General features: G+C 49.0%; 14 protein-coding genes. 12 read left to right on the forward strand and 2 right to left on the reverse strand.

Features of this window, described 5'->3' with window-relative positions; genetic code table 11:
- Nucleotides 1-544 precede the first annotated feature (544 nt).
- The 4 genes from CHB65_RS15130 to CHB65_RS15150 all read left to right on the forward strand — a co-directional run bounded on the left by CHB65_RS15130 (nt 545) and on the right by CHB65_RS15150 (nt 6,285).
- The gene (locus CHB65_RS15130) at nt 545-2,107 is read left to right on the forward strand and encodes a hypothetical protein (protein WP_143420447.1); all 1,563 of its coding nucleotides are present in this window, start codon (nt 545-547) and stop codon (nt 2,105-2,107) included.
- Nucleotides 2,108-2,665: 558 nt separating this feature from the next.
- Nucleotides 2,666-3,304 (forward strand): SHOCT domain-containing protein, encoded by a 639-nt coding sequence (locus CHB65_RS15135; RefSeq protein WP_245810000.1) that lies wholly within the window; start codon nt 2,666-2,668, stop codon nt 3,302-3,304.
- Between the two features lie 583 nt (nt 3,305-3,887).
- A complete protein-coding gene (locus tag CHB65_RS15145; RefSeq protein WP_143420448.1) occupies nt 3,888-5,165 on the forward strand; it encodes a DUF6498-containing protein in 1,278 nt (425 codons plus the stop codon).
- Between the two features lie 298 nt (nt 5,166-5,463).
- The gene (locus CHB65_RS15150; protein ID WP_089385871.1) at nt 5,464-6,285 is read left to right on the forward strand and encodes a DUF7847 domain-containing protein; all 822 of its coding nucleotides are present in this window, start codon (nt 5,464-5,466) and stop codon (nt 6,283-6,285) included.
- Between the two features lie 181 nt (nt 6,286-6,466).
- Here CHB65_RS15150 and CHB65_RS15155 read toward each other — a convergent pair whose 3' ends face one another.
- Nucleotides 6,467-7,207 carry a hypothetical protein gene (locus CHB65_RS15155; protein ID WP_218818964.1) on the reverse strand — a complete coding sequence of 247 codons (741 nt, stop codon included), beginning with the start codon at nt 7,205-7,207 and terminating at the stop codon, nt 6,467-6,469.
- A 1,222-nt stretch (nt 7,208-8,429) separates the two neighbouring features.
- On the opposite strand from CHB65_RS15155, the gene CHB65_RS17055 reads away from it, so the two are divergent.
- The 5 genes from CHB65_RS17055 (at nt 8,430) to CHB65_RS15175 (ending at nt 12,523) form a co-directional block, all read left to right on the forward strand.
- Nucleotides 8,430-8,810 carry a DUF7344 domain-containing protein gene (locus CHB65_RS17055; RefSeq protein WP_143420449.1) on the forward strand — a complete coding sequence of 127 codons (381 nt, stop codon included), beginning with the start codon at nt 8,430-8,432 and terminating at the stop codon, nt 8,808-8,810.
- Between the two features lie 76 nt (nt 8,811-8,886).
- Complete coding sequence (locus CHB65_RS15165; RefSeq protein WP_143420450.1) at nt 8,887-10,062, forward strand: hypothetical protein; 1,176 nt, start codon at nt 8,887-8,889, stop codon at nt 10,060-10,062.
- A complete protein-coding gene (locus CHB65_RS17060) occupies nt 10,062-10,694 on the forward strand; it encodes a hypothetical protein (protein WP_143420451.1) in 633 nt (210 codons plus the stop codon). Before CHB65_RS15165 ends, CHB65_RS17060 begins: the two co-directional genes overlap by 1 nt.
- Before the next feature lie 123 nt (nt 10,695-10,817).
- The gene (locus tag CHB65_RS15170) at nt 10,818-11,738 is read left to right on the forward strand and encodes a recombinase family protein (RefSeq protein ID WP_089385875.1); all 921 of its coding nucleotides are present in this window, start codon (nt 10,818-10,820) and stop codon (nt 11,736-11,738) included.
- On the forward strand, nt 11,735-12,523 hold the full coding sequence (locus tag CHB65_RS15175) for a hypothetical protein (RefSeq protein WP_089385876.1): 789 nt from the start codon (nt 11,735-11,737) through the stop codon (nt 12,521-12,523). The genes CHB65_RS15170 and CHB65_RS15175 overlap by 4 nt, the downstream gene beginning before the upstream one ends.
- Here the strand turns inward: CHB65_RS15175 and CHB65_RS17065 are convergent.
- Entirely contained in the window at nt 12,511-14,085 is a 1,575-nt protein-coding gene (locus CHB65_RS17065; RefSeq protein ID WP_143420452.1) for a hypothetical protein, read from the reverse strand. The genes CHB65_RS15175 and CHB65_RS17065 overlap by 13 nt on opposite strands.
- Nucleotides 14,086-14,647: 562 nt before the next feature.
- On the opposite strand from CHB65_RS17065, the gene CHB65_RS15185 reads away from it, so the two are divergent.
- The 3 genes from CHB65_RS15185 (at nt 14,648) to CHB65_RS15195 (ending at nt 21,451) form a co-directional block, all read left to right on the forward strand.
- On the forward strand, nt 14,648-16,192 hold the full coding sequence (locus CHB65_RS15185; protein WP_218818965.1) for a recombinase family protein: 1,545 nt from the start codon (nt 14,648-14,650) through the stop codon (nt 16,190-16,192).
- A gap of 403 nt (nt 16,193-16,595) precedes the next feature.
- Nucleotides 16,596-17,663 carry a phospholipase D-like domain-containing protein gene (locus CHB65_RS15190; protein ID WP_179213685.1) on the forward strand — a complete coding sequence of 356 codons (1,068 nt, stop codon included), beginning with the start codon at nt 16,596-16,598 and terminating at the stop codon, nt 17,661-17,663.
- Between the two features lie 155 nt (nt 17,664-17,818).
- Complete coding sequence (locus CHB65_RS15195; protein ID WP_089385880.1) at nt 17,819-21,451, forward strand: Eco57I restriction-modification methylase domain-containing protein; 3,633 nt, start codon at nt 17,819-17,821, stop codon at nt 21,449-21,451.
- The last annotated feature ends 103 nt before the right edge of the window (nt 21,452-21,554 follow it).

Below are 21,554 nucleotides of genomic sequence, written 5' to 3' on the forward strand. Positions count from 1 at the left end.
AATCTAAGGTTGACAGGCTCTTAATTCACCATCACAACCCCGGTGATACAGTCGCGTCCGATCTGTATCACGACCCAATGCTGACTACACCCTCTGTATCTCGCACGGTGTTCTTGACAGGTGTCGCTAAGATCATCGCCCTCGCCGGTATGTGATTTCCCTGTACTGACCACTGAGAGACTACTGGTAGTTTTGCGGTGTTGTGACCGCATAGTCGGAGGGGGACAACACGAGGCACGGCGTTCCATATTCGAGAACTACTAGTAGATCATACTGAGCCGAAGATCGGTGGAAGACGGAAAGATCTCGGGTTGTGTAGCAGCTACGGGTGGAGATCGTGTTCGACTATTGAATATGGATCGTATCTACAACACTCGTCAGTCTGTACTCGTGAGCGATTTCGGGCGCGAATCGGTCATTGTCTACTGTGGTAAAGGTATGCTGTGTCAACGACAAATATTAAACAAGCTTTGTCGAACTCGATATCAACTCTCTCCATTTCACTGGAAAATATTTATAGATTTACACATAGAATGGAGAAGATATGCGTCGGTGCTCTTACGATGGCCAACATCAACATACGAGACGGAGACTACTGAAAACAACTGCCGCCGGAAGCGCTGGTATTCTGCTATTCGGTGCGGGTGCTGGTCCTATATCGGCCAGTGATAGAGATGAGTCAGGTTCGGACACAGCGATCCACCATGAGATCATCGTTGATTGGCATTCTGAAGAGCGAGATAGAATATCTCTTGAGGTAACGCTTGAATTTAGTGGGACCGATACTGTGGCTCTCCGTAATCGTGAACAGGTCACCATTGAGAGCAGTAACGGGTTTGAAGAAACACAGGGTGGTTATCAGACCGATACGTCCGGGGAGACGCTTGTCGCGTCGGTACCGACACAACCAGCTGAGTTTATTCAGACAATATATGGCGGAGACGATTGGGCGTTCATAGCACCCGAGCGGGTGGTCAACGTTTTTTCACACCGTCCTGCAACACTTGATTATTCACTTGACATCTCTATCGCAGACGGGACTGAAGGAATCGCGCATGGACATCATGTGTTACTCGGTTCGTATGAAACATACAGCAAGGAAGCCAGCGAAGAAGAAATTAGCCTGATCGTCCCGGATGCGGCTGACCTCTCATCGCCAGCCGAGGATATCCTTGATGCGCTTGTAAACGCTAGCGACCGCGTCGATATCGGTGGAGAGAGTGAGCGTGTGTACAAATTCGCTGTACCGGAAGGAATCACCGTTGGCGGATCATCGGATGGGTCGAATACGAGCGCATGGACCCGAACCGATTTCGAAATAGATAGCGCACAAAGTGTCTGGGATCATGAATATATTCACACGAGGCAGGAGTATCAGGGAATTAAAAACCGTATTTTGCCCGATGAAACAGAATGGATTTTCGAGGGCAAAGCGGATCACTACGGTATTCTGCTCCCGTATGAAGATGGTCGAGTCTCCTTCTCTGAGCTACGGAGGGCATATGAACGTGGGCTTGAGCGACACGAGGATGCCGTTTTGAAACAGAAAGAGACGTGGGAAGAAGAGCGAAGAGCGAACTACGAAGTTGGAGCACTTGTTCTCGGTCGACTTGATTTGGAGATACGTCGAGCAACCGACGGAGAGCGTTCTATTGACGATTTGTTCAGACAGTTCAACGAATATAACTCAGATGCAGAACTTACCCACGACCAGCTTCTGGAGCTCATAGAAGAGACCAGCACTACGGAGGTTGCGGATTTGGCGGACCAATATATGTCGACGACCCAGCGACCCGAAATGTGGGATCAAGATACCCATGAGCAGTACTTCGAATCGCCGACGCGTGAGGAGGCTCAAGAGGAGTCTGACGATGAAGATGCTGAGGCTGCACCATCGGAGTCAAATGATGACGCTGGAGATGACGACGGAGTCGACCCATCCGATTCAGAAGATGAGGAAGCATCCCCACCCGAAGAAGAGACTGTTGACGACACGAGCGACGATGTGCCGGGGATGGGCGTGGTCGCAGCACTCGCTGGACTTGGGAGTGCCGTCGCATATGGACTCATCTCTGCAGATGAGCCTGATGGTGACGACACCGAATAGTTCCAATTACTTGCCATCGAACACTAGGTCGATCTCAACGGACTACTGGTAGTTACGTGGTGTTGTGACCGCATAGTCCGAGGGGGACAACACGAGCCACGGCGTTCCATATTCAATAACTACTAGTAGATCGCACAGACCTGAATATCGGCAGAAGACGGTTAGATACCGGGGCGTGCAGCAGCTATCGGTAGGGATCGTGTTCGGCTACTGGACAAGATTGTATCTACAGCGCCTGTCGGTCTGTACTCGTGAGCGATCTCGGGCGCGAATCGCTCATCGGTTGAGGTGACAAATTCCCATTATGAAAGCTCGGACGTGCAAGATACAGTGCGCATATCTTGCACAGCAGTTCAGTCTACTTGAGGCAGTGTTGGAGTTATTATGTCACCTGCTGTCGGACGTATTTTAGAAGTCTGCTGCAGATACGGATCGGGCGGCTCACCCTGTGAATACTTCTACAAACCCGCCGATAACATGCTGATGGCTGGATGTATATTAGGCTGAGTGACAATGTATGTCCAGACTTTTATATCCCTAGTCATAAGATATACTATAATGGCTACGAGTGAAGATTCCCACACTCCCCTTGAGACCGCTGTCATTGCCCTAACAGTGGTTTTGGGAATACTTGCTGCCGCAATGGGATGGGGGAGTGCGCTACTCGTAATACTCCTTGTTGGATTCTTAGTGTTTCTACCGATGGCTTCGCGAATTTCCAACGATTCTGACAATAGATATCTGGAGGCAATTGAGCAATGGCTGGACGTAACCGAAGGTACTGAAGAGATGGAGGATGAAAGCAAATCTTCTGAATCAACGCCGGTTGAAACGCTGCGGGAACGGTATGCTCGCGGTGAAATCGATGAAGGTGAATTTACTCGTCGTGTGGAACGACTGATTGCAACTGAAGAGATCCCAGAGTACGCAATTCAGGATAGTGGTGAATCGACATCGGTTGAAACCCTCCGAGAGCAGTATGCCTGCGGTGAAATCGATGAAGGTGAATTTGACCGCGGAGTGAGACAACTGATTGCAACTGAAGAGCTTACAGAGTATCCAGTTCAGGATACTGGTTCCACTCAAAAGGATACTGGAGGTACGGCCAACGCACATGAGACTGTTACTAATGAAACCAAGAGAAATCAGAGTGTAATATCGGAAGACAAACACAGGGTCGAAACAGAAACATCCTGAGCCCGAATGAAAGAAGCCTCTGTGTTGCATCCATGCTCTGTATCTCGCACGGTGTTCTTGACAGATGTCGGTAAGATTGTCGCTCTCGCCAGTAGGTGAGTTCTTTGTACTGACCGATTCGTGAGTGCCCTGTACTGACCGATTCGGGAGGCATGCCAACTGTTTTATAACACCCTGTCTGGACATCCTGAAATGGCGCGGGGATCCCCGCGCCACCCGCGGTCGAGAAGAGAACGCAAACGTTGGACATATATCTTTCACTGGCCGTACGAGGAGTTCGTGAATATGATTCGACGAGCTGCGTGGACGGCCCCCGCGGTGCGTCGGGCCGTCCCCGCGAACCGACCACCCGACGACCGGTTCCACAGGTAGTCACTGGCTTAGGACGCTGCCTTGTGAGTGGCTACGCTGTCGCGTCGGCGGCTGACCGCCGCCGACAGCGACGACTCTCTCTTCGATAATCGCTCCTCGACCGTTGCTTACGACTCATTACGACAGAACAAGTGGCTCAGGTTAAGCAAACTGGCGATGCTTTGTGAGTACCGAACCTTTTTGATCGGTTGAGACGTACGTTTGGTACGATTTGAGCAACCCTTCTCGTCAACTCATCGCGCTCTCGGGAGTAAATGTACTACCGTTGTTCGGTTTTGTGTTTCTCGACTGGTCCGTCTCGATTTTCTTGGGCGTACTCGTGTTGGATATGTGGACGACAGCAGTTTGGGCGTGGTGGAAACTCCCGTTTGCGAGGAAGCGCCCGCTGGTGCTGGCTATGTTGGAGAGCCCGATACTTGGGGCGCTGGCGGCCAAACGAGGGGGAGTTTCACTCTCCCGGTTCTTGCCACCGGTGTACCCGCGGAATCTGGCGCTACTTCTGCCAGCAGTCTTCATTACTGGCCTCTTGATTCTGCTTTCGATGGTCATGTTTGTGCTCCCCGATCCAGTAATTACCGCTGAAACAGTCGGGTGGATGCTTGTTGGTGGTGTAGTTGTGTTCGTTGTTCGAGGTGTTGAGGCGATACGTGAGTATTTTCATGCAGAGAACTATCGAAACCACTCTGCACGGACGGTTCTGCTTGAGCCGTTCCAACAACTGGTCGCAACTGCTGGGTTGGTGTTTCTCGCGTTCATTGGAATTGTACTCTTTGGTGACAGTGAGCAGCCATTTTTCAGTGAGACATTGTTTGTCAGTATTATCTTTGTTGGAAAGTACGCAGCTGATCTTCGCGCTTGGCAACTACAACACGACTCAGAGCGGAAAGGATGGTTTAGACGGCTATTCGATCCTGAAATTGAGGTTGAGCCTGAGCCGGTGACGATCCCATCCGGCGAGCCGGACCTAGTCGTTCGCCCGTCACAAGCTGGGGTGTGTCTTGACGCACTCGTACAAGGATGTCGGTATCTCGTGAACGCGTGGCTTCCACTGTCAGTACTCCTTTTTGGACTCCTCATAAGCCGATTTTTAGTCGTACTCGGAATTATCGGCCTTGTTGTGTTCGTCCTTTTCAGGATAAGTGTGTATTATCTGCGGTATGGGCCCGTTGAGTACCGGTGTTATGATGATATCATCGTCGTATATGGACGGCTGCTTGAGACACCACAAGCTCGTCTTGAGGCGTCGGCTGTGACCGGTATGAAAACAAGACAGGGACTGCCCGGACGAGTGTTTGGGACGACTACAGTCGTATTTGCGACGGATTGGGAACCACCGTCAATACCGACAAATAAGCTGCTGCCGGAACCGGAAGACTACCCGACCATCGGCCCGAATGTAAATCGCCCCCTGAGCGTCACGCAGATTGCTGATCTTGACCCATTCGCCAATAAATTCATATTATCGTGGGCGGAAAATAACTTGGAGTGATTGACCCCACATTTCAAATTCTGTCTTTGTTGAAATCCTCTAGAACTGATACGAGGTCGATGTTAAATACAGCGCGCGGATCTTGCGGACTGAAAATCGGTTCAAAAGAGAGTGGTCGGTTAGTACCTGCTTTTTGCTCACGAGCCGAGCCGCATATACTGGCGTTGGCGGAAGTGTCCGCCAGACTCATTCGACCACCAGAAGCGTACCGCACCGACCATCATAATGAGGGCGGGAGCTTGTGGCAGCCTCCAGCTCCAACCCGAATTTTTAGGTTGTCGATTACCCACGGCGACGTATGGGACCCGCACTCGACTCCCTCCACGGAATCCGTCGAATAGCCCATCGAACGCCTGCCACGCTCGCGGCGGTTGGAGTCCTCGGGATGATCGCACTCGTCGCGTCGGCTGTCACCAGCGTGGCTCCCATTCTCGGTTGGCTACTGGGGATCCCTGTGTTAGCCTTCGGTCTCGGAGCTGCGTATGCGGTCACCGACCACGGCCTGTTCACCGGGGCGCTGTCGACGGAAGTCGGTGTCGACCTCGTCCGAGAGCGCTGGCTCTCGCTGCTCGGCGCGTATGCGCTGCTCGTCGTCCTATGGCTCACTGCGTTGGTTGTGCTGTTCGCACTCATACTCGTGCTCGTCATCGCGGGAGCGCTCGTGTCAAGCGCCGTTGATCTGCCCGAGATCGCTACTGTCGTCCCATTCGGTCTTCTTTTGATCATGTTCGGCGGCGTCTACTTCTGCTCTGCGATGGTCACACAGTTCCTGTTTCCCGCTGTGGCCATCAACGGAGACCCCGCGGTTGACGCTGTGAAGAGTGCCATCCGTGTCGTCCGGGACGCACCAGCGTCCGTTGCCGGGTTCACCGTGATCCGAGTCGCGCTGGAATACGGGCTCATCGTAGTCGGGCTCGCCGTGATAGTTGCGGTGGGGGCTCTTGACCCTCTCATAACCGACGTACTTGCGGGGGCTGCCGATCCGGGCTTCCTCGTTGAGGCAGTCGACATTGTCGGGGTCCTCGCCGTCCTCACGGTCCTACTCAGCAGTGTCGCCATCGGACAGGCTCTCCGGATTACCTACACGACCGCGTTCTTCACTGGCGAGATCCGCGGGTGAGCACCGTGATAACACAACCTACGTTCTCTATCCGGAATCCAACTTGGCTCTTTCCTAACTGAGCGAAACAATGATCAGATAAGCGATATTGTTACTGATTGGCGTGTAAGATGTACAGCGCGAGTCTTGCACGGACGGGCATACTCAGATCGGAGTATCCGAATCAGTCAGTACAGTCGGGTTAGCTACCGTACTCCTGAGCGAACCGTTCAGCTACGCGAGGCGGAACAACAACGAGGGTAGGTGCGTAACCTGAGCGATGCCGGAGGGCAAGAATAACGATATCGCCGATCTGGATGGCCCTCATCCCAATAACGTCTTTAAGAGATGTTTGTCGGTCATCGTTACTAAATCCGCGGAGTAGGTTTCGAGCGCTGGCACTCCCACCTTCAGTGAGCAAGCGTCGGTTGTATACGACAAGCGCCTCCGATTCAATATCAAGATGACCTCTGTTTGGTATACTCCACCAGAGAAGATAACAGAAGGGAATACTTATGACGACAAATAAATATACGATGTCGGGTCGGAACTCAAATAAAAAAATGGTACTGAGATATCCGAAAAGTCCGACCGTGGCTGCTCCGACATATCGCCGAGGAGGAGCGTGGTCAAAGATCGTCCGTTCGGGATGAGCCGAGTCGTAAAAATAATACAGAGCTATTACTCTCTTGATTCCCGACCCGGCTACCGCCCGCAATACTAAATAAAAGAGTAGGATGGGAACGACGATTCCTAGTACAAGAAATCCCACGAGCACGGGTGTTGCTCTTTCGGTTGCGTATCGGGCAGCAAGAGCGAGAAACAGGCTCGTTCCCGCAAACAGGATGGTACCCCCAACAAGCCCGAATTGGACAGCAAGTAGAGCCTCAACTACCCGTGACGTACTAGGATTGACATCCCATTCTATTTCAGATTGCGCCACACTGACCGGTTGGGCTGAGCGCAGTTAAATCAGGATACGTTACTCAGTACTAACTTCAACGGTCTATTGCATGCTCATGAGCGTGGTTTGTTTGTCTCACCCTGTGGTCAATATAGGTAAGCAACGGACCGCCCATGCTGCATACACGCTCTGTATCTTGCACGACGCTCGAAACCTGTCACCACTTGAGGATTTCAACAGAGCCACCTTAGGACAGCCGCCAGCAAAAAAACGTATTCTGATAGCGGTATGGGTCATATTGGAAAGGCGATCCATCAGATGACGTGGGGCAACTCAGCACTGCTGCAATAGTTTGGAAGTGAATGAGTATGTTATTGTACATGCATCAATCAATTTCCCATTATTTTTAAGTGATTAAAATAAACTGCAATCGAGCAGGGGTGGTCCATCGAGGGCCCGGTGGTTGGACACCGCGCCCCCTGTGCTGCCGCTATGACAGCAAACAACGCTACGCGCCCCACATCAATTAATACTGACGGGGCCCCGGTACTGATAGGACAGACAACAGAGATAGGCCACAACGCTACTGAGTCGCCGTTGAGACCGACTCAACAAAAGCTATTTTTCACTATAGACATCGGTCAGAGCGATGCTGATCCTTCACCACTCGATGAGACGACAAACCCAGCACAGCGACGCTGGCTCAGAGATAATCTGGTTAAGTGGCTCCGGTTTGGTTGCGAGAGAGTAGTGCAGATAGGGGGGCAAACGGCATGTCACCCGGCCAGCAAATATAACCGCCAATTGGACATATTTGATCGACCCTCACATGGTTACCACAGCACCGGGTCGTGTGTTGATCCTCAGCGGTCTGGAGGCTGTCTAATTCACGAGCTATTCGAGCGTGAACGCATGTCGCTACAGTTGGTGACTCAGCGACCGACCCGACGGCATCTTTGTGAACTGGTTCTCGCCTGCCCACGACCGGCAGAGATCGGGCTACTCACTGAGGCAGTAGGCTATCTTGACTCCCATGATGTGTCTGTGCCGTGTCTTGGTGGTGTAGAGGCCCATTTTGTCAACCCGTTATATGATGACATAGAGACCTTGCGCCATTACCAGCGGAAAGGATCAACAGTGGAGATGATCCAGAAAGACGGACGGTGGCGTGGAAAGGTCCGTGAGCGATATATTGCGGCGTTACGAGACTGTTTAGCGATTAGCGATGAATTAGCTCCGGCAATATATCCGGGTGATACAGATGAGTAAGAGGTCAGGAGACAATGTACAGAATGCTGTAGGTACCCCTCCTGCGCGAACATCCAATCTATGCAACCTGTTGGGCCCTCCACGGCGGCGCTATGCAATCGAAATAATCATCGAAAAAGATGAGGAGATCACAGTCAGAGAACTCGCTCGACGCATCACTGCAATCGAACAGGATATCCCTATTGAACACGCGAGAGGGGACCCATATCGCAATGTCTACACCTCTCTCATCCAGACTCATCTGGATCATATGGCCAAGGCAGGTGTTGTCCAATATGATTCGGACCGCAAGGTAATTACTGCAGGTGAGTCGCTTGAGGATGCGTGGGTGTTGTTACAGGCAATTCAGGAGGCTCAGGCAGAAATACTTTAGATCATATTATTCTGTCGCAATTTGCAGATCAATCGGCGATTGAGTAAGTAGTCGTAACACGTCTGTTGAGGTGGGTATGAGCCAGCACTACCAACCCACGAATGAGGCGATATCGACAGATGATACCGACGCGCAACCATCAGCAGACACATCGGATATAACAGACAAACAAAAAGAGTACAGATACCGGTGCCCGATCTGCGAGACAATTTATGAGAACGAAATTACTGCTCGCGTGCACATCACACGCTCTGATGATGAAGCTCATAAAAACACTAATGGACTGATGCCTGAGGCCGAGGTTGAGGTGCTATCTCAAGATGGTGACCTTCTCGATACTGTATCGAGACAGCCAGACGAGATTGATCTGGAATGTCTGACGGTGGACCAACTCCCGGACGACTTCCCTGAGCACCATCGGCATATTATCAGAATAGCAACGACCAATCCGTACAAATCTTATTCAGAGCTTGAGGAGATCATCTCTAGTGAGTTTTCGACGTTGGATCTTGATGTGCCATCTTATAGTACGATACATAGAGTCGTTCGAGATTACTACCATCCGCAAGCAGAGCGGACTAGTGAGAAAACAGAATCTCTAGATGAACTAACGGCCAAGCAGCAGGCGATTATTATCGCTCGTGCGCTGCTACCAGATGCAACAAAGTCGCAGATCGCGAGCAAGGTAGGGTCTGCATCCTCTTATCCAGCACAGGTGTTCGAGCGGGCTCCCGACATCGTCCAGCGATTTGAGCGAAGTAGTGACGATGAGATCAACGACATAATAAAATCTGAGCTGACACCGGAAAGTATTGATGAGCTCATAAGTCGCGGACTCGTCGATGATCTGCCTATCGAATTCGATAGTACTTCTGTAGCGACAGAGGAGGCAGATAGCGACAATGACAGCGATGCTGGGCAACAGAGTCTCTGGGGATCGCCAGTTGACAATCAAACAGGTCTCCGTGCAGTCCCTGAGCCTGAAGCCAACCTTAGTGCGATGCACGAAAACCAAGAGAAGGTAGACTCGGTTCAGGACCCCGATTCTAAGGTGTCTGTGTCAGAGTCTACAGACACACTGCCTGATGAGGATACCCCATATGCCATTGTTGCTGACCTGCATCGAGAAGTGAGCTTCCTTGAGGAAGTCTTTGAGCGCATGGAACCGGACCACAACGTTGAGTTTGCTGAGGCGGTCATAAAAACAGTCGCAGGACGGTGTGAGTCAATCCTCAAACAGGGTGATGCCTAATGATCGTGGCTCTTGACATCGATCAAGGCGTTGCGGTTTCCGTCGATGAGGTCACGCATCGGCAAGAAGGGCATTATAATCGACGTGATCGGTATCGGTGCCTGTTCTGTGGTGAGACCATCGAATTCCATAGAACAAATAATACCAATGATTGTTTTCACCATCACGATCATGCGGGGCCGTGCGTTGCTGATGGTAACACTTCAATACCCCATCGCTTCGCTCAGGAGTTGGTTGCCAAACGGATTTATAATCTGCTCCCAGCCAACTCTGGTCTGGACGACATCGAGCTAGAACGACGTGTTGGCGATGCGTCTGATTTTGTGGTGGTAGACTTGTTATCCGAGTCAGCGGGTATTGCAATTGAGATCGTATATAAAAATTTGGATATTAGTCTCAAACGTCGGTTAGAGACGCTATTTAAGGAAGGATATGCAGTCATGGTGATGGTGGTTACGACTTCACAACTTAGCCCAGACCGACTTGAGCACCATCTCAACCAAGTTGGAGCAGTTGATGTTGGAAGGGTCGATCTAACGGCCTTGCAAATGACTCTTGGCTCGTTGATGCGGCCCGACACAATAGATATCGATGCACCCATCTGGGACGCTCTACCAGAATATCTATCATAAACAGATCAATGACCGGTTGATCAAATATACTAGTGGCGTATAGTCGATGATGTCTTGCAATCCCAGTAACAGTCGAAGTAAAACTAGAAACGAGCCTTTTGGTTCACTTACGGGGGAAGCGCTATGACGGAACAGAATCACCCCTTACCACCCGGTATTGGGGATTCAGATGACGACGAACTTGGCGCAGCAATATACGCTCGTACGTCATCTGCAAGTCAGCGATTTGGCTATTCGATAGACGAGCAGATCAGCCGCTGCTGGGATCGCTGTGAGATGCGTAATTGGACGGTAAGATACGTGTTCGCAGACGAGGCCGAATCCGGACGCGATACTGACCGTCCGGAGTTTCAGAGTTTGCTTGGTACAGCCGCTCAAGATGTTATAGATGTTGTGGTTTTCTGGAAATTAGATCGGTTTTGCCGATCACTAACAGATCTTGTCCGAACTAAAGAGCAGCTTGACCAGTGGGACGTGGCCCTACAGAGCGTAACCGAATATATAGATACTACAACCCCTGTAGGCCGGTTTAACTTTCGAAACTTAGCATCTGCTGCTGAGCTGGAAACCGATCTGACGAGCCAACGAGTCAAGATGGGCATGTATGGCATGGCTAAACATCATAAATGGCCAAACAATCAACCACCATTGGGTTATGATATGCTGGATAACGATCAGCTCAAAATTAATGACACGGAGGCCTCTCTCGTCCGACGGATCTACCAGCTGTATATCCGAGAGAGATCGATGCCACAGGTCGCATTTATACTAAACAAAGAAGGTATCACTACGCCTGCTGGAAACGATTGGAAGACCCAATCAATCCAAAAAATATTGAGCAACGAACTGTACATCGGCCAGTACTGCGTAGCCGGGTACGAGGATTATGTCAATGAGTACCGAATTATTAGTGACGACTTGTTTGATAAAGTGACTGATATCCGACACCGGTTTAAGCCGGAACCAATGGATAAGGAGCGTAAAATAAGTAAATCTGAGCGGATCCTTTCGGAATATCGAAAGAAAACGGGGCTTGATGAATGACGGGAAAGGAAACCCGTGCCGTTGAGTGCCCCGGATGTGGATCAAGCGATCTCAGCAAGCCTGATGATATTTCTGCCAAAATCTGTGATGTTTGTGGATTGGTGTGTGATGATGCGGAGTGGATAACTGCCACGCCGGAGCCTCCAACACATGACGAGGGGGAAGCTAAAGAGGATAACAAAAATTGGGAAGAAGACATCACTGTTGCAGATGCGTCGGACCAGCAGTTAGTCCAGATCTTATCGGTTCTAGACACCGCCGCCAACGGTCTCACAATAAGTGATGAGATACGTGCTAGATCAGCTGATGTCGTGATCGAATCATGGAACCAGCACCTCATGCACGGTCGTCAAATAAACACTGTCGTGGCGGCTACGATTTATCTCACTTGCCGCGAAGCTGGCCAACCGCGGCCAAGCCATGCAATTGCAGACCTGACTGATACGGACAAACAGCAGATATTCGATACAGCTCAGGTCATACAAGGCACAATAGACTTTGATTTTTCTGTGGTGGGGGCGAGTGAATACATTGGGTATCTAGCGGATGAGCTATCTGTCTCGGATGCGACCGCCGTGAGAGCCAGTGAAAAACTCACGAACACAAATTCAATTGGTGGCGAGCCTGCCGCCGTCGCCGCTGCTGCACTGTATGTAGCGAGCCATGCAACGAGCGACCAATTCACTCTTTCAGAAGCCGGCAACGCCGCAGGTGTTACCAAAGAGACAGTCTGGAGACACACAACAAAGATCGATCAACGAAAACAAAACACTCAGTTATCCTGAGACTGTTCCTTGTCTGTCTCCCCCTCTTTGTCCACCTCATTATCGTCACCATCGCCACCTTTCATAATGTGCTCATCCAAGCAGTGGCTAAGTAATATACGCTCATCAAGCGACAGTTCTTCCGGCCCAATTATATATCGATAGATCCAGTCTAAGCCTTTGTGTTCAAATTTCGTCTTCGATACTACTTTTCCATACTCCGTGAGACTCCACGCTGGACTTGTTTCTGAGGGGTGCTCTTCCACTAGTGGGGCCTCAGTTATCATTTCACGATGCGTTCCATCATCAACCAAATGCAGTCCTGCAGTTATCGCGTCTGTTCGTACATCAAGCTTGTCTCCGAGATTCTTTGATGTCTCTGATATTTTACCTTCCTCCATACTCCACACTTCCTTGATAACTTCTGAGATCGAATCAAGTTCTTTTTTTTGCGCATCGATCTGCTCGATGTCGTGTGCAACTGTTTCAGCGAATTCGTTAATTTCTATCAGTGGCAACTTTTCTTCAATATCCCTGATGATACGACGTACATTGTTCTTGTATGCCTCTGTCAGGCCGTGATCTACTGTTGTGTGATACTCGACTTCTTGCAGAATCACGGGGTTCGGCCTGTACCCCGCAGCTTCCACCTCTCCTTTTATTTCAGAGTACGGCGATCCACTATTTGACTTGTCTTCTAAATATGTCATATTTTTAGCGTTCTTCTCTCTCGACTTATGCATTTGCTCAATCGACGTAATTAATTCGGCCATCTCTGATTTTTCTTCTGCGATTTCACGATGTGATCTTCCGATAAGGGCGATAATGAATCCCCAGATCACTTCGTTTTTCGCGCTTTCCTCTGTCATAAGTACGTCAACAATACTACCAAATTCAAACCCGAACTTCGCAGGCTGTGAGTTATTAGAGGGACTGAGTCGAGTATCTCCGGTTGCTAGATGAGTCTGAGGGGTCTGGAGTGACTCTCTCCAGAGGTCTTCTGGGGTGTCAAATTCGGTCTCGTAATATCCGACATCTCTCTTTTTAGCGTCAGACATAAGTCTTGCAAGTGGTATTTCACGACTCGGTTCGTCTCCTGAGAGGACCATAGATATTGTTTCTCCAATATCGGTCTCATAGATAACAGTCAATACATCAGCAGCCTCAGATACTACATCAGTGTCACTCCTCAATGCTATATAATTAAATGTGTATGAAGCTGATGCCTTCCCTGATTTTTGTTTTGGTCCTGTAAGTTCTATTGACTGGCTTTTTTCTTTGTGTTCTTCTTCCTCATCATTCTCTTTTTGTTCTTCTTCTTTTTCAGCGATAATCTCCTCAATATCCGTATCCTGAATAATCTCTAAGACATCAGCGCGCGACTCAACAAATTCAGTATCTGAATTTTCTACGATCTCATTCAAAACCGTTTCAATTGATATTCCCTTGCTTTTCTTCCCGCTTCGTAGTTCGTTGTGGAGGACCGCAAATTTGCTTAATTTCTCTTTTCGCTTGATAGGGCCAGTGTCCCACAGCTCGCGTTGCATATATGGGCTAGTAGCAAGCAGCGCTGTATCGTACATCAAATGGTGGATCCGCTCAGCGAGCAAGTCTCGCTTTTTCAGCAGTGCGTTGTTTTTTTGATGGTATCCAGATCTATTGAGTAGTACTTTTCGCTGATCTTTAGAGAGCACGTATCGAGAGTCAGCAAGATGATCTTCAGGGATCAATCGGGGTGGGATCCTTGATGGAGGCTTATCGGGTACTGGATCGGTAAATATGGTAGGCCCGAGCTTCGGGTGTTGTTCGAATAGGTCACCATGAGTTCGCCTATCGGTCCACACGATATCTAATCGGTTTTTTCGATGATAATATATCTTTTGCCTATATCGGGATCCTCGCGTCCCCGAGGGTAGTGTCATCCCCCTCGCTCCTAGCGGGATGTCTAAAAATGACAACGCCGAACTTGAATCGTCAGAAAATAACCGTGGTTCTTTACCCGCGAATAGTCTACATCAGGCTACTCATTTAAGTCCTGTATATGCACCCCATAATAAAGGGACCAGCATTCGGGGTATGCTTCTGTTGAGTGGGTCTCTTATATATGCTGTATATATACTAAGTGGTACTCTTATAAACTGGCCTTTGTCTGGTGCATCTAAATTGATCAGCCCTGTAAGCCCACTTCTTCTAATTCTTGGGTTGGGCCTATCCTTTGATGATGTCCATGAGCGTATTGATGCGATAATAAAGTACACAAGAGTTTCAACAAAAGCTCAGGAAAAAGGAACGAGTATCGAAGATCAAGATGAAAAAATATCTGAAGAAGAACGTTTTGATGTTGAACATGTTGTACGTATTGGTTATCGCTGGGAATCCGGTAAAACGATGCGCCGCGATACGATTAATCAGATTATCCAAGAAGTGGAAGGAAGCGACAGGACCTACTGCCTAATGCTTCGTGATATTGACCGCTTAACTCGAGCCGATCCACTTGAAGCCGCAGCATTCCTCTGGAAAATGAAGCGGGAAGGAGTGATACTGTATGTCGATGGTCAGGGCTACTTTGATATGGTAGATCCTACGCAGCAATTAATGCTCTTCCTAGAAGTCGTACAAGCACGCAGAGAATACGACAACATCACGAAAGGCAGGGAAAGCGGCCAGCGTAAGAAGCTTGAAAAAAACGAATGGCCCGGACGACCCTCATATGGATTTACCAAAACTGACGGTGATGAACTCGAAATCATCGAAGAACAAAAACCGATCATTCTACGAATTGTGGACATCGTACTTAATGGCGACGAGCGAGCGGAGATACCGCCGGGGAATATGAAACGAGCACATCGTCAGGTAGAAAAAGAATATGATTCAGATTTGACTCCGTCGTACCATCAGGTCCGGAGCCTCCTCCGTGATCCGAAATACACAGGGAGACTTATCCACAAGGGCGAGAAAGTTGGTGAATGCCCCACAATAATCCCCCAAACAAAATTTGATGACTTACAAGATGTGCTCGGTGAACGCACCCACACAAGAGATAAAAACGATCTAGACCACGGAATAATAAAATTAGTTGATCGATTCGGCGTTGATTCCGCTCTTGACAAAATCGGGGATGTAATCAAAGGGAAATGCCCGAAGTGTGGTGGCGACGTGCGACCATGGGGATCTGATACTGTTCACGGTCATCAGGTTAAAAAATACATATGTGAACACAATCCCAGTCTGCGTCAAAGTGATGATGGAGACGATGATGAAGAGGCCGACAGAATAAGTGACGAAAATAACGGTAAAGATAAAAAAGATAACAAACATGAGCATGGTGGTGAAACGGAGCAGCCCACGTGTGGCTTTGAGGGGCCACTAATGAGTGCAAACCTCATCGAGAAGTGGGAATCATCAGTGCCGCTCTCTTGTCCTGCTTGCCAGCATCCTCTTAATGACAAAGGATGGAAAATTACACATACGCAAATCGGAGGTATCGAACAGTATTGTGATCACTGTGGGCTCAAAACCACACTTACTGTCTCTGACAACAGATTCAAAAGAGCACGGGACATCCCCGAAACGTTCAGTCTGTTTAAAAACGATTCAGAGGAAGATTCTCCCGATGAACAGGATGATCAAAATGAGCAGGCCGAAACACATACTCAGGGCCAATCCCGTTTGCTGAACGACTTTACATAATCGTACATCTATCCGGTGTATCTTTGAGTTACTAGACACCGCAAATATGTCTCATGCCGGGACAGTGGCTGATACACAATTCACTGTTTTCTAAACTTCCCTGTTGAAATCCTCAGCAAGTGACATCAGTCAGTTGAGTTACAAGCATACAACGCAGCGTGGGTCACACTTCCCGTTTCGACCGGGAGGATAGATAATAACACACCGCTTTTCTTTGTTGTCGGTTACCACTACCTTTTTCATAATATTCGAGGTTTACTCAAATGAACGAAACTGTTCGCATACATCACGTACTCGGCACTGTCTCACGGAAGTTCACGAAGCCGCCCGCCTCATCGGTACTAACAGAACTGAGCGACACCTAATGCTATTTAAATAACGGGATGATTGATACTAATCCATCGTGACTGATACAAAATTAGGTCTGGGACTACAAACGCCCGAATCAACCCCAATTAGTTCGCTTTTGGGAAGTATCGACTCCAAAGAATCTGAGGATTTCAGAGCCGGCTTCGCGTATGCTACTACAGGAGGCGTAGAGCGCGTTAAAAACGGGTTAGCAAATTCTCTAGATTCAACCCCCTCAAAGTGGCTTGTATCCTTTGATTATGGACATACTCAGCCAGAAGCGGTTCGGTTACTTCAGGATATAGGAGATGTTAGGGTAGTTGGAGCAGAATCGCTAAGGAGACGAGATAGTCTTAACGCCAATCCGCGATTTCATCCTAAGTTTGTATGGATACAGGACCCAGAGAGTCATCATCTGATGATGGGGTCCTCAAATCTAACCGAGTCCGGGATGACGAGAAATTGGGAAGCTACCGTCTTCTTACGCTCTATAGACCCGAGTCATTTGGCAATTGAACAGATCTCTTCATGGTGGGAAGAGACGTGGGGTGAGAGCCACCCCGTCACTGACGAGCTTCTAGATTGGTATGAGGATATTCGGGAGTCCTCCGATGTAAGCCCTGATACTACATCTGAGGAGTATGATGACTGGGAGGAAACCAACCATCCCCGTAACGCCTCGATAGTATGGGCACGGCTGGGGTATACACAGGGTGGATCCAAGAATCAGATGGACATCCCTACGCAGTTCGGCGAGTTTTTCCTAGAAGACGGTGACAGGTGGAAAGTGGATTCAGAGTACTATATTACATTCCGATTTGAGGGCGAGAAAGTAGACAGAAAAATAAAGTACCACGACGGCAGCAAACAGACCAGAATTTACCTTCCGACTGAAACTGGCGGGACCCGTCTGGCGGAAATGTTCAACTCAAATAAATTTGATAAAACTAGTCTCCGATACTACTTCGCAGTCTTCCGGCGCGTTGGAGAATATGACTATCGATTGAGGATCTTACCACCTGAGAAAGTTTCTGAAATTCAAACGGAAATCAACTCTGCTCAGGAACGAGATCAGGTAGTGGAGACAGACGAAGAAACAAATCGGCTTGTTGGCTGGGTATGAGTAAAAGAGTAGTTTCCCATACCGTGCTGTGAAACGGATTGCTATGTCGGCTTCCGGTAGTTCCGGCGAGATATGGTCGCGGTAAGGAATACTACCAGCTAAGGTGTAATCTGATAAAACACACGTTTAACAATTCTGGCGTAGAACACGCGCTTATGTCATCGATCACGTCGGATTTCATTTCCTCGGTTATTGAGGCATACAACAGTTTCTACCGGGAAATTAACGGTGGTACTAGAAATGAGTTAGACCTCACTCCTCGGTTTGCTCGACTGCTGTTCTGTAACGAGACTTTGGGATGGGACGAGTCAGACTACGCCCAAGAAGATGATCTGAACGACATACGATTTTACGATGAGGAGCAGAATCCAGTCATTATTGTGGAGGCAAAGCGACGTGACCGAGATGTTGAGGAAGGAATTGAGCAAGCGTTTCGCTACGCATCAAACAGTCCATATGTAGATTATTTCATTGCGACTAACTTTGACAGACTACTACTCTATCGTCGCTGTGATGTGGATACCGCAGACGAAGTCCGGCACGGCGTCGGCGGTGAACTTTTAACCAGTATCAATTTTGAGCGGATCCGTAACGTAGAGTCGGGGGAAGCGTTGAGTGAGGATATTCCGCAAGAGGAATTGGATGCGATTAGCCACCTAAACCACCTGAAAAAAGCAGATGTAGTGAACGCAGGTCGGTACGACAATTTCACATTTTCTGATCGTCAGAGTGTCTCAACCGATGAAGGGTTCGATAATCTGCTTAATAGTCTGACGACGGCTTTAGACGACTATTGGATGCCGTACACGCTCAGAGCATTCGATGAGTTTGAGTCCCGGTATGATGAGTACCAAGAACAGGCCAGCAACTTAGAACAGCAGATTGAGACGTTAGAAGAGCAGGGGCACGACGATGATACCGAAATAGCTGAGTTGGAGTCACAACTTGCTGAACTTCGGGACGATTATGAGCAGTACCGAGCATTTTATTCTGACTACGAAACATGGGTACGGCTCTCCAACCGACAAGAGAACTCGGACGATGAGAATCGTCGTGTTTTCTGCCGAGAAAGTATCTACGTCCAGATTAATAAGATCCTTCTAATTCGTATCGCTGAGGACAAGGATCTGGTTGAGGAAATGATTAGTGATGGAGGGGTCGTGGATTATTTCTCGTTCTGGAATGACTTCTCAAGGTATGTTGATCGGAATTATGTTGATCTATTTGATGTTGCTTCGGAAGAGTTGAGTGAGATCTACGATCGGCTGTACTCACGGCAGATTTTCGACTGGGAGCTGGATTCCGACGATGAGGACTTGGATACTGTAATAAAGAAAACATTCTGGCATCTGAATCACTTCGACTTTGGGAGTGTGGATCGAGACGTTCTCGGGCACTTATACGAACAGCATCTTCCTCCCGAAGAGAGGAAAGAATTAGGCGAGTTCTACACGCCGACAAGCGTTGTTGATCTTATACTTGACCGTGTAGGGTACACCCCTGATAATCCAATCGATCAGCCTGAACACGACTTACTCGATCCAGCCTGTGGTTCAGGGACGTTTCTGGTTAGGGCAGCGGGTCGACTTCTTGAGCGCTTAGATAACCGAAACGTACCCCCAGAAGAGGCAGTAGAGATTATGCAGGAGCGACTCTGGGGGTTCGATCTGAATCCCTTCGCGTGCCACATCACAGAGATGAACCTTCTATTCCAGATAATCGACCTTTACAAAGAAGTAAAAGACGAAAATCCGGACTATTCACTGAATCGGTTCCACGTTTATCAGACGGACTCTCTGCGACGGCAAACACAAACCTCGATGACAGCCACGTTCAGTGATGCTCTCTTGCGAAGCTATGAGCGTGAGCGCCGTGAAGCAGACAGAGCAAAAACACGGGAGAACTATGGCTACATCGTCATGAACCCGCCATATGTTCGTATCCAGAACATCCAAAACGGGCCAGCAAAAGAGGATTATAACGACTACTATTCAGCGTATCACAACTACGATCTATATCTTTTGTTCATTGAGAAGGCATCTGAATGGCTCCGAGAGGGAGGCAAACTAGGTATCATCACTTCTAACCAATTCCTTGATAGTAGATATGGGGAGCGGGCGCGAGAACTCATTCCTCAACGTTATCGTATCGGTGAGATGGTGAATATTGGTGATGTCGACGTATTCGCTCACGCAACAACTTATCCAATAATTATGATTCTGACAGGGCTGAACCGAGATGGTATTCGGTCCGCCGACGACTTTGTTGTTGATGACTATCGGTTCTCTTACGTCTCTGTTGGTGAGTCAATGGAAGATTGGATCGAATCGGATGACATCTCAGGGTGGGATTCCGTGAGCAGTACACCTGAGCGTGGAGAAGAACAAAATCACCGCGTTATTGATCTTCTCGCCCTCGCGTTGCCAGCGGAGTGGGGAGGCGAAGTTCCAGATATTCCAACTTTAGTAGAAGACGAAGGGATACCAGTTCCCGACAGCATCACATGGGATGACCAACCCCCGATTCAGTCTTACCCTGTAGAATCTGTTGCTGTATCCAACTCCGACTGGCAATTTGCTCCGGCTGACGAGCAGGAAGTGCTGAACTGGATGGAAGATCACGGCTCAGAGCTACGGTCTTATGGGCACAAGAATAAGATCGAGCGCGGCCTTCGGACCGGAAAGAATCCTGTATTCATTGTCGATCAGGAAACAATCGACGAGTACGACATAGAAAATGAGCTTATTCATCCGATACTCGGTGGTCGCCAAGTAAAGCGCTGGGAGGACTTGTGGGATGGAGACTACGTGGTTTACACGCCACCGGGGACAGACATTGACGACTATCCCAATACGAAGGAGTATTACAACGACGGGGAAAACCGAGACGAGCTTGAAGACCGCTACTGCGTTAGAGAGCAGAACGAAGACTACTGGGCACTTGACAAACCGAAAGATCCATCACTATTTGAGCAAACAAAAATCGTCACACCAGACATCGCCTACTATAACAACTATTGGGTGGATGACGGTGGAGAGTTCTACTGTCTCGACACGACCTATTATATTGCCCCCAACAACGAGGATCTCGCATGGTTCATTACGGGCGTGTTAAATAGTGACTTAGCCCAGTTCTACATTCGTCGGAATGCGGCAACGTATCGTGGAAACTATCTTCGGTACAAATCAGAGTACGTAGGCGACATCCCTATACCCGATCCAGAAAGCGAGAATGTTGAGGACGAGTTAGTAGAGAGCATCGCCACAACAGCACGTCAGATGCAAGATCTTATCAGTGAATATCGGCGTGCGGAAACACTACTCGCCAATTCGTCCGAGCTGCTGGATGCCGCCTCCGTTGACAAAGTTGACATTACACGGACAGCATATATTACACGCATCCCGGATAGTGATGAAGCCAATGACACCGACATACAACCATCTCGTGAGGGCTCGTCTGTCCGTCTGAACGTACATCAGTCGGTAGATCTGGACGATGCGGACACAGCGAAATCTTTCATTGACCTGCTGGACGCGCTCAACGTAACATCTCTCTCAGACCTATTTGATGCCGACTATCCGCGGACCCGAGATGGTATGGAGAGGGTTCTGGATGTAGCCCGCGATTCTACTGAGACAACTGATGAGGCCGGAGAGCGCTTGAAGACCGTGGAAGACAGTCTACACGACGATGTGTATGAGGTGTTTAAGTTGAGTAGTGATCACAAGGAGCTTGTCGAGGATCGCGTACTCGTTCCTGAGAATCCGCTCAAATCGAAGGTCAGATAGAATCTGCCACCCCTAGAAAGTAGATTTATGTACCAGTAGATCTGTTGAGATCGCTAAGTATTGATAGGACTGGTATACAATATACAGAGGTTAGCTCAAATGC

The organism is Halorubrum vacuolatum (genome assembly GCF_900188065.1).
Classification (GTDB): domain Archaea; phylum Halobacteriota; class Halobacteria; order Halobacteriales; family Haloferacaceae; genus Halorubrum; species Halorubrum vacuolatum.

What these genes read in the sequence shown, in the direction of transcription:
- CHB65_RS15130 (WP_143420447.1), top strand. Translation starts at nt 545, where the DNA reads ATGCGTCGGTGCTCTTACGATGGCCAACATCAACATACGAGACGGAGA.
- CHB65_RS15135 (WP_245810000.1), top strand. Translation starts at nt 2,666, where the DNA reads ATGGCTACGAGTGAAGATTCCCACACTCCCCTTGAGACCGCTGTCATT.
- CHB65_RS15150 (WP_089385871.1), top strand. Translation starts at nt 5,464, where the DNA reads ATGGGACCCGCACTCGACTCCCTCCACGGAATCCGTCGAATAGCCCAT.
- CHB65_RS17055 (WP_143420449.1), top strand. Translation starts at nt 8,430, where the DNA reads ATGAGTAAGAGGTCAGGAGACAATGTACAGAATGCTGTAGGTACCCCT.
- CHB65_RS15165 (WP_143420450.1), top strand. Translation starts at nt 8,887, where the DNA reads ATGAGCCAGCACTACCAACCCACGAATGAGGCGATATCGACAGATGAT.
- CHB65_RS17060 (WP_143420451.1), top strand. Translation starts at nt 10,062, where the DNA reads ATGATCGTGGCTCTTGACATCGATCAAGGCGTTGCGGTTTCCGTCGAT.
- CHB65_RS15170 (WP_089385875.1), top strand. Translation starts at nt 10,818, where the DNA reads ATGACGGAACAGAATCACCCCTTACCACCCGGTATTGGGGATTCAGAT.
- CHB65_RS15175 (WP_089385876.1), top strand. Translation starts at nt 11,735, where the DNA reads ATGACGGGAAAGGAAACCCGTGCCGTTGAGTGCCCCGGATGTGGATCA.
- CHB65_RS17065 (WP_143420452.1), bottom strand. Translation starts at nt 14,085, where the DNA reads ATGTACGATACAGCGCTGCTTGCTACTAGCCCATATATGCAACGCGAG.
- CHB65_RS15195 (WP_089385880.1), top strand. Translation starts at nt 17,819, where the DNA reads ATGTCATCGATCACGTCGGATTTCATTTCCTCGGTTATTGAGGCATAC.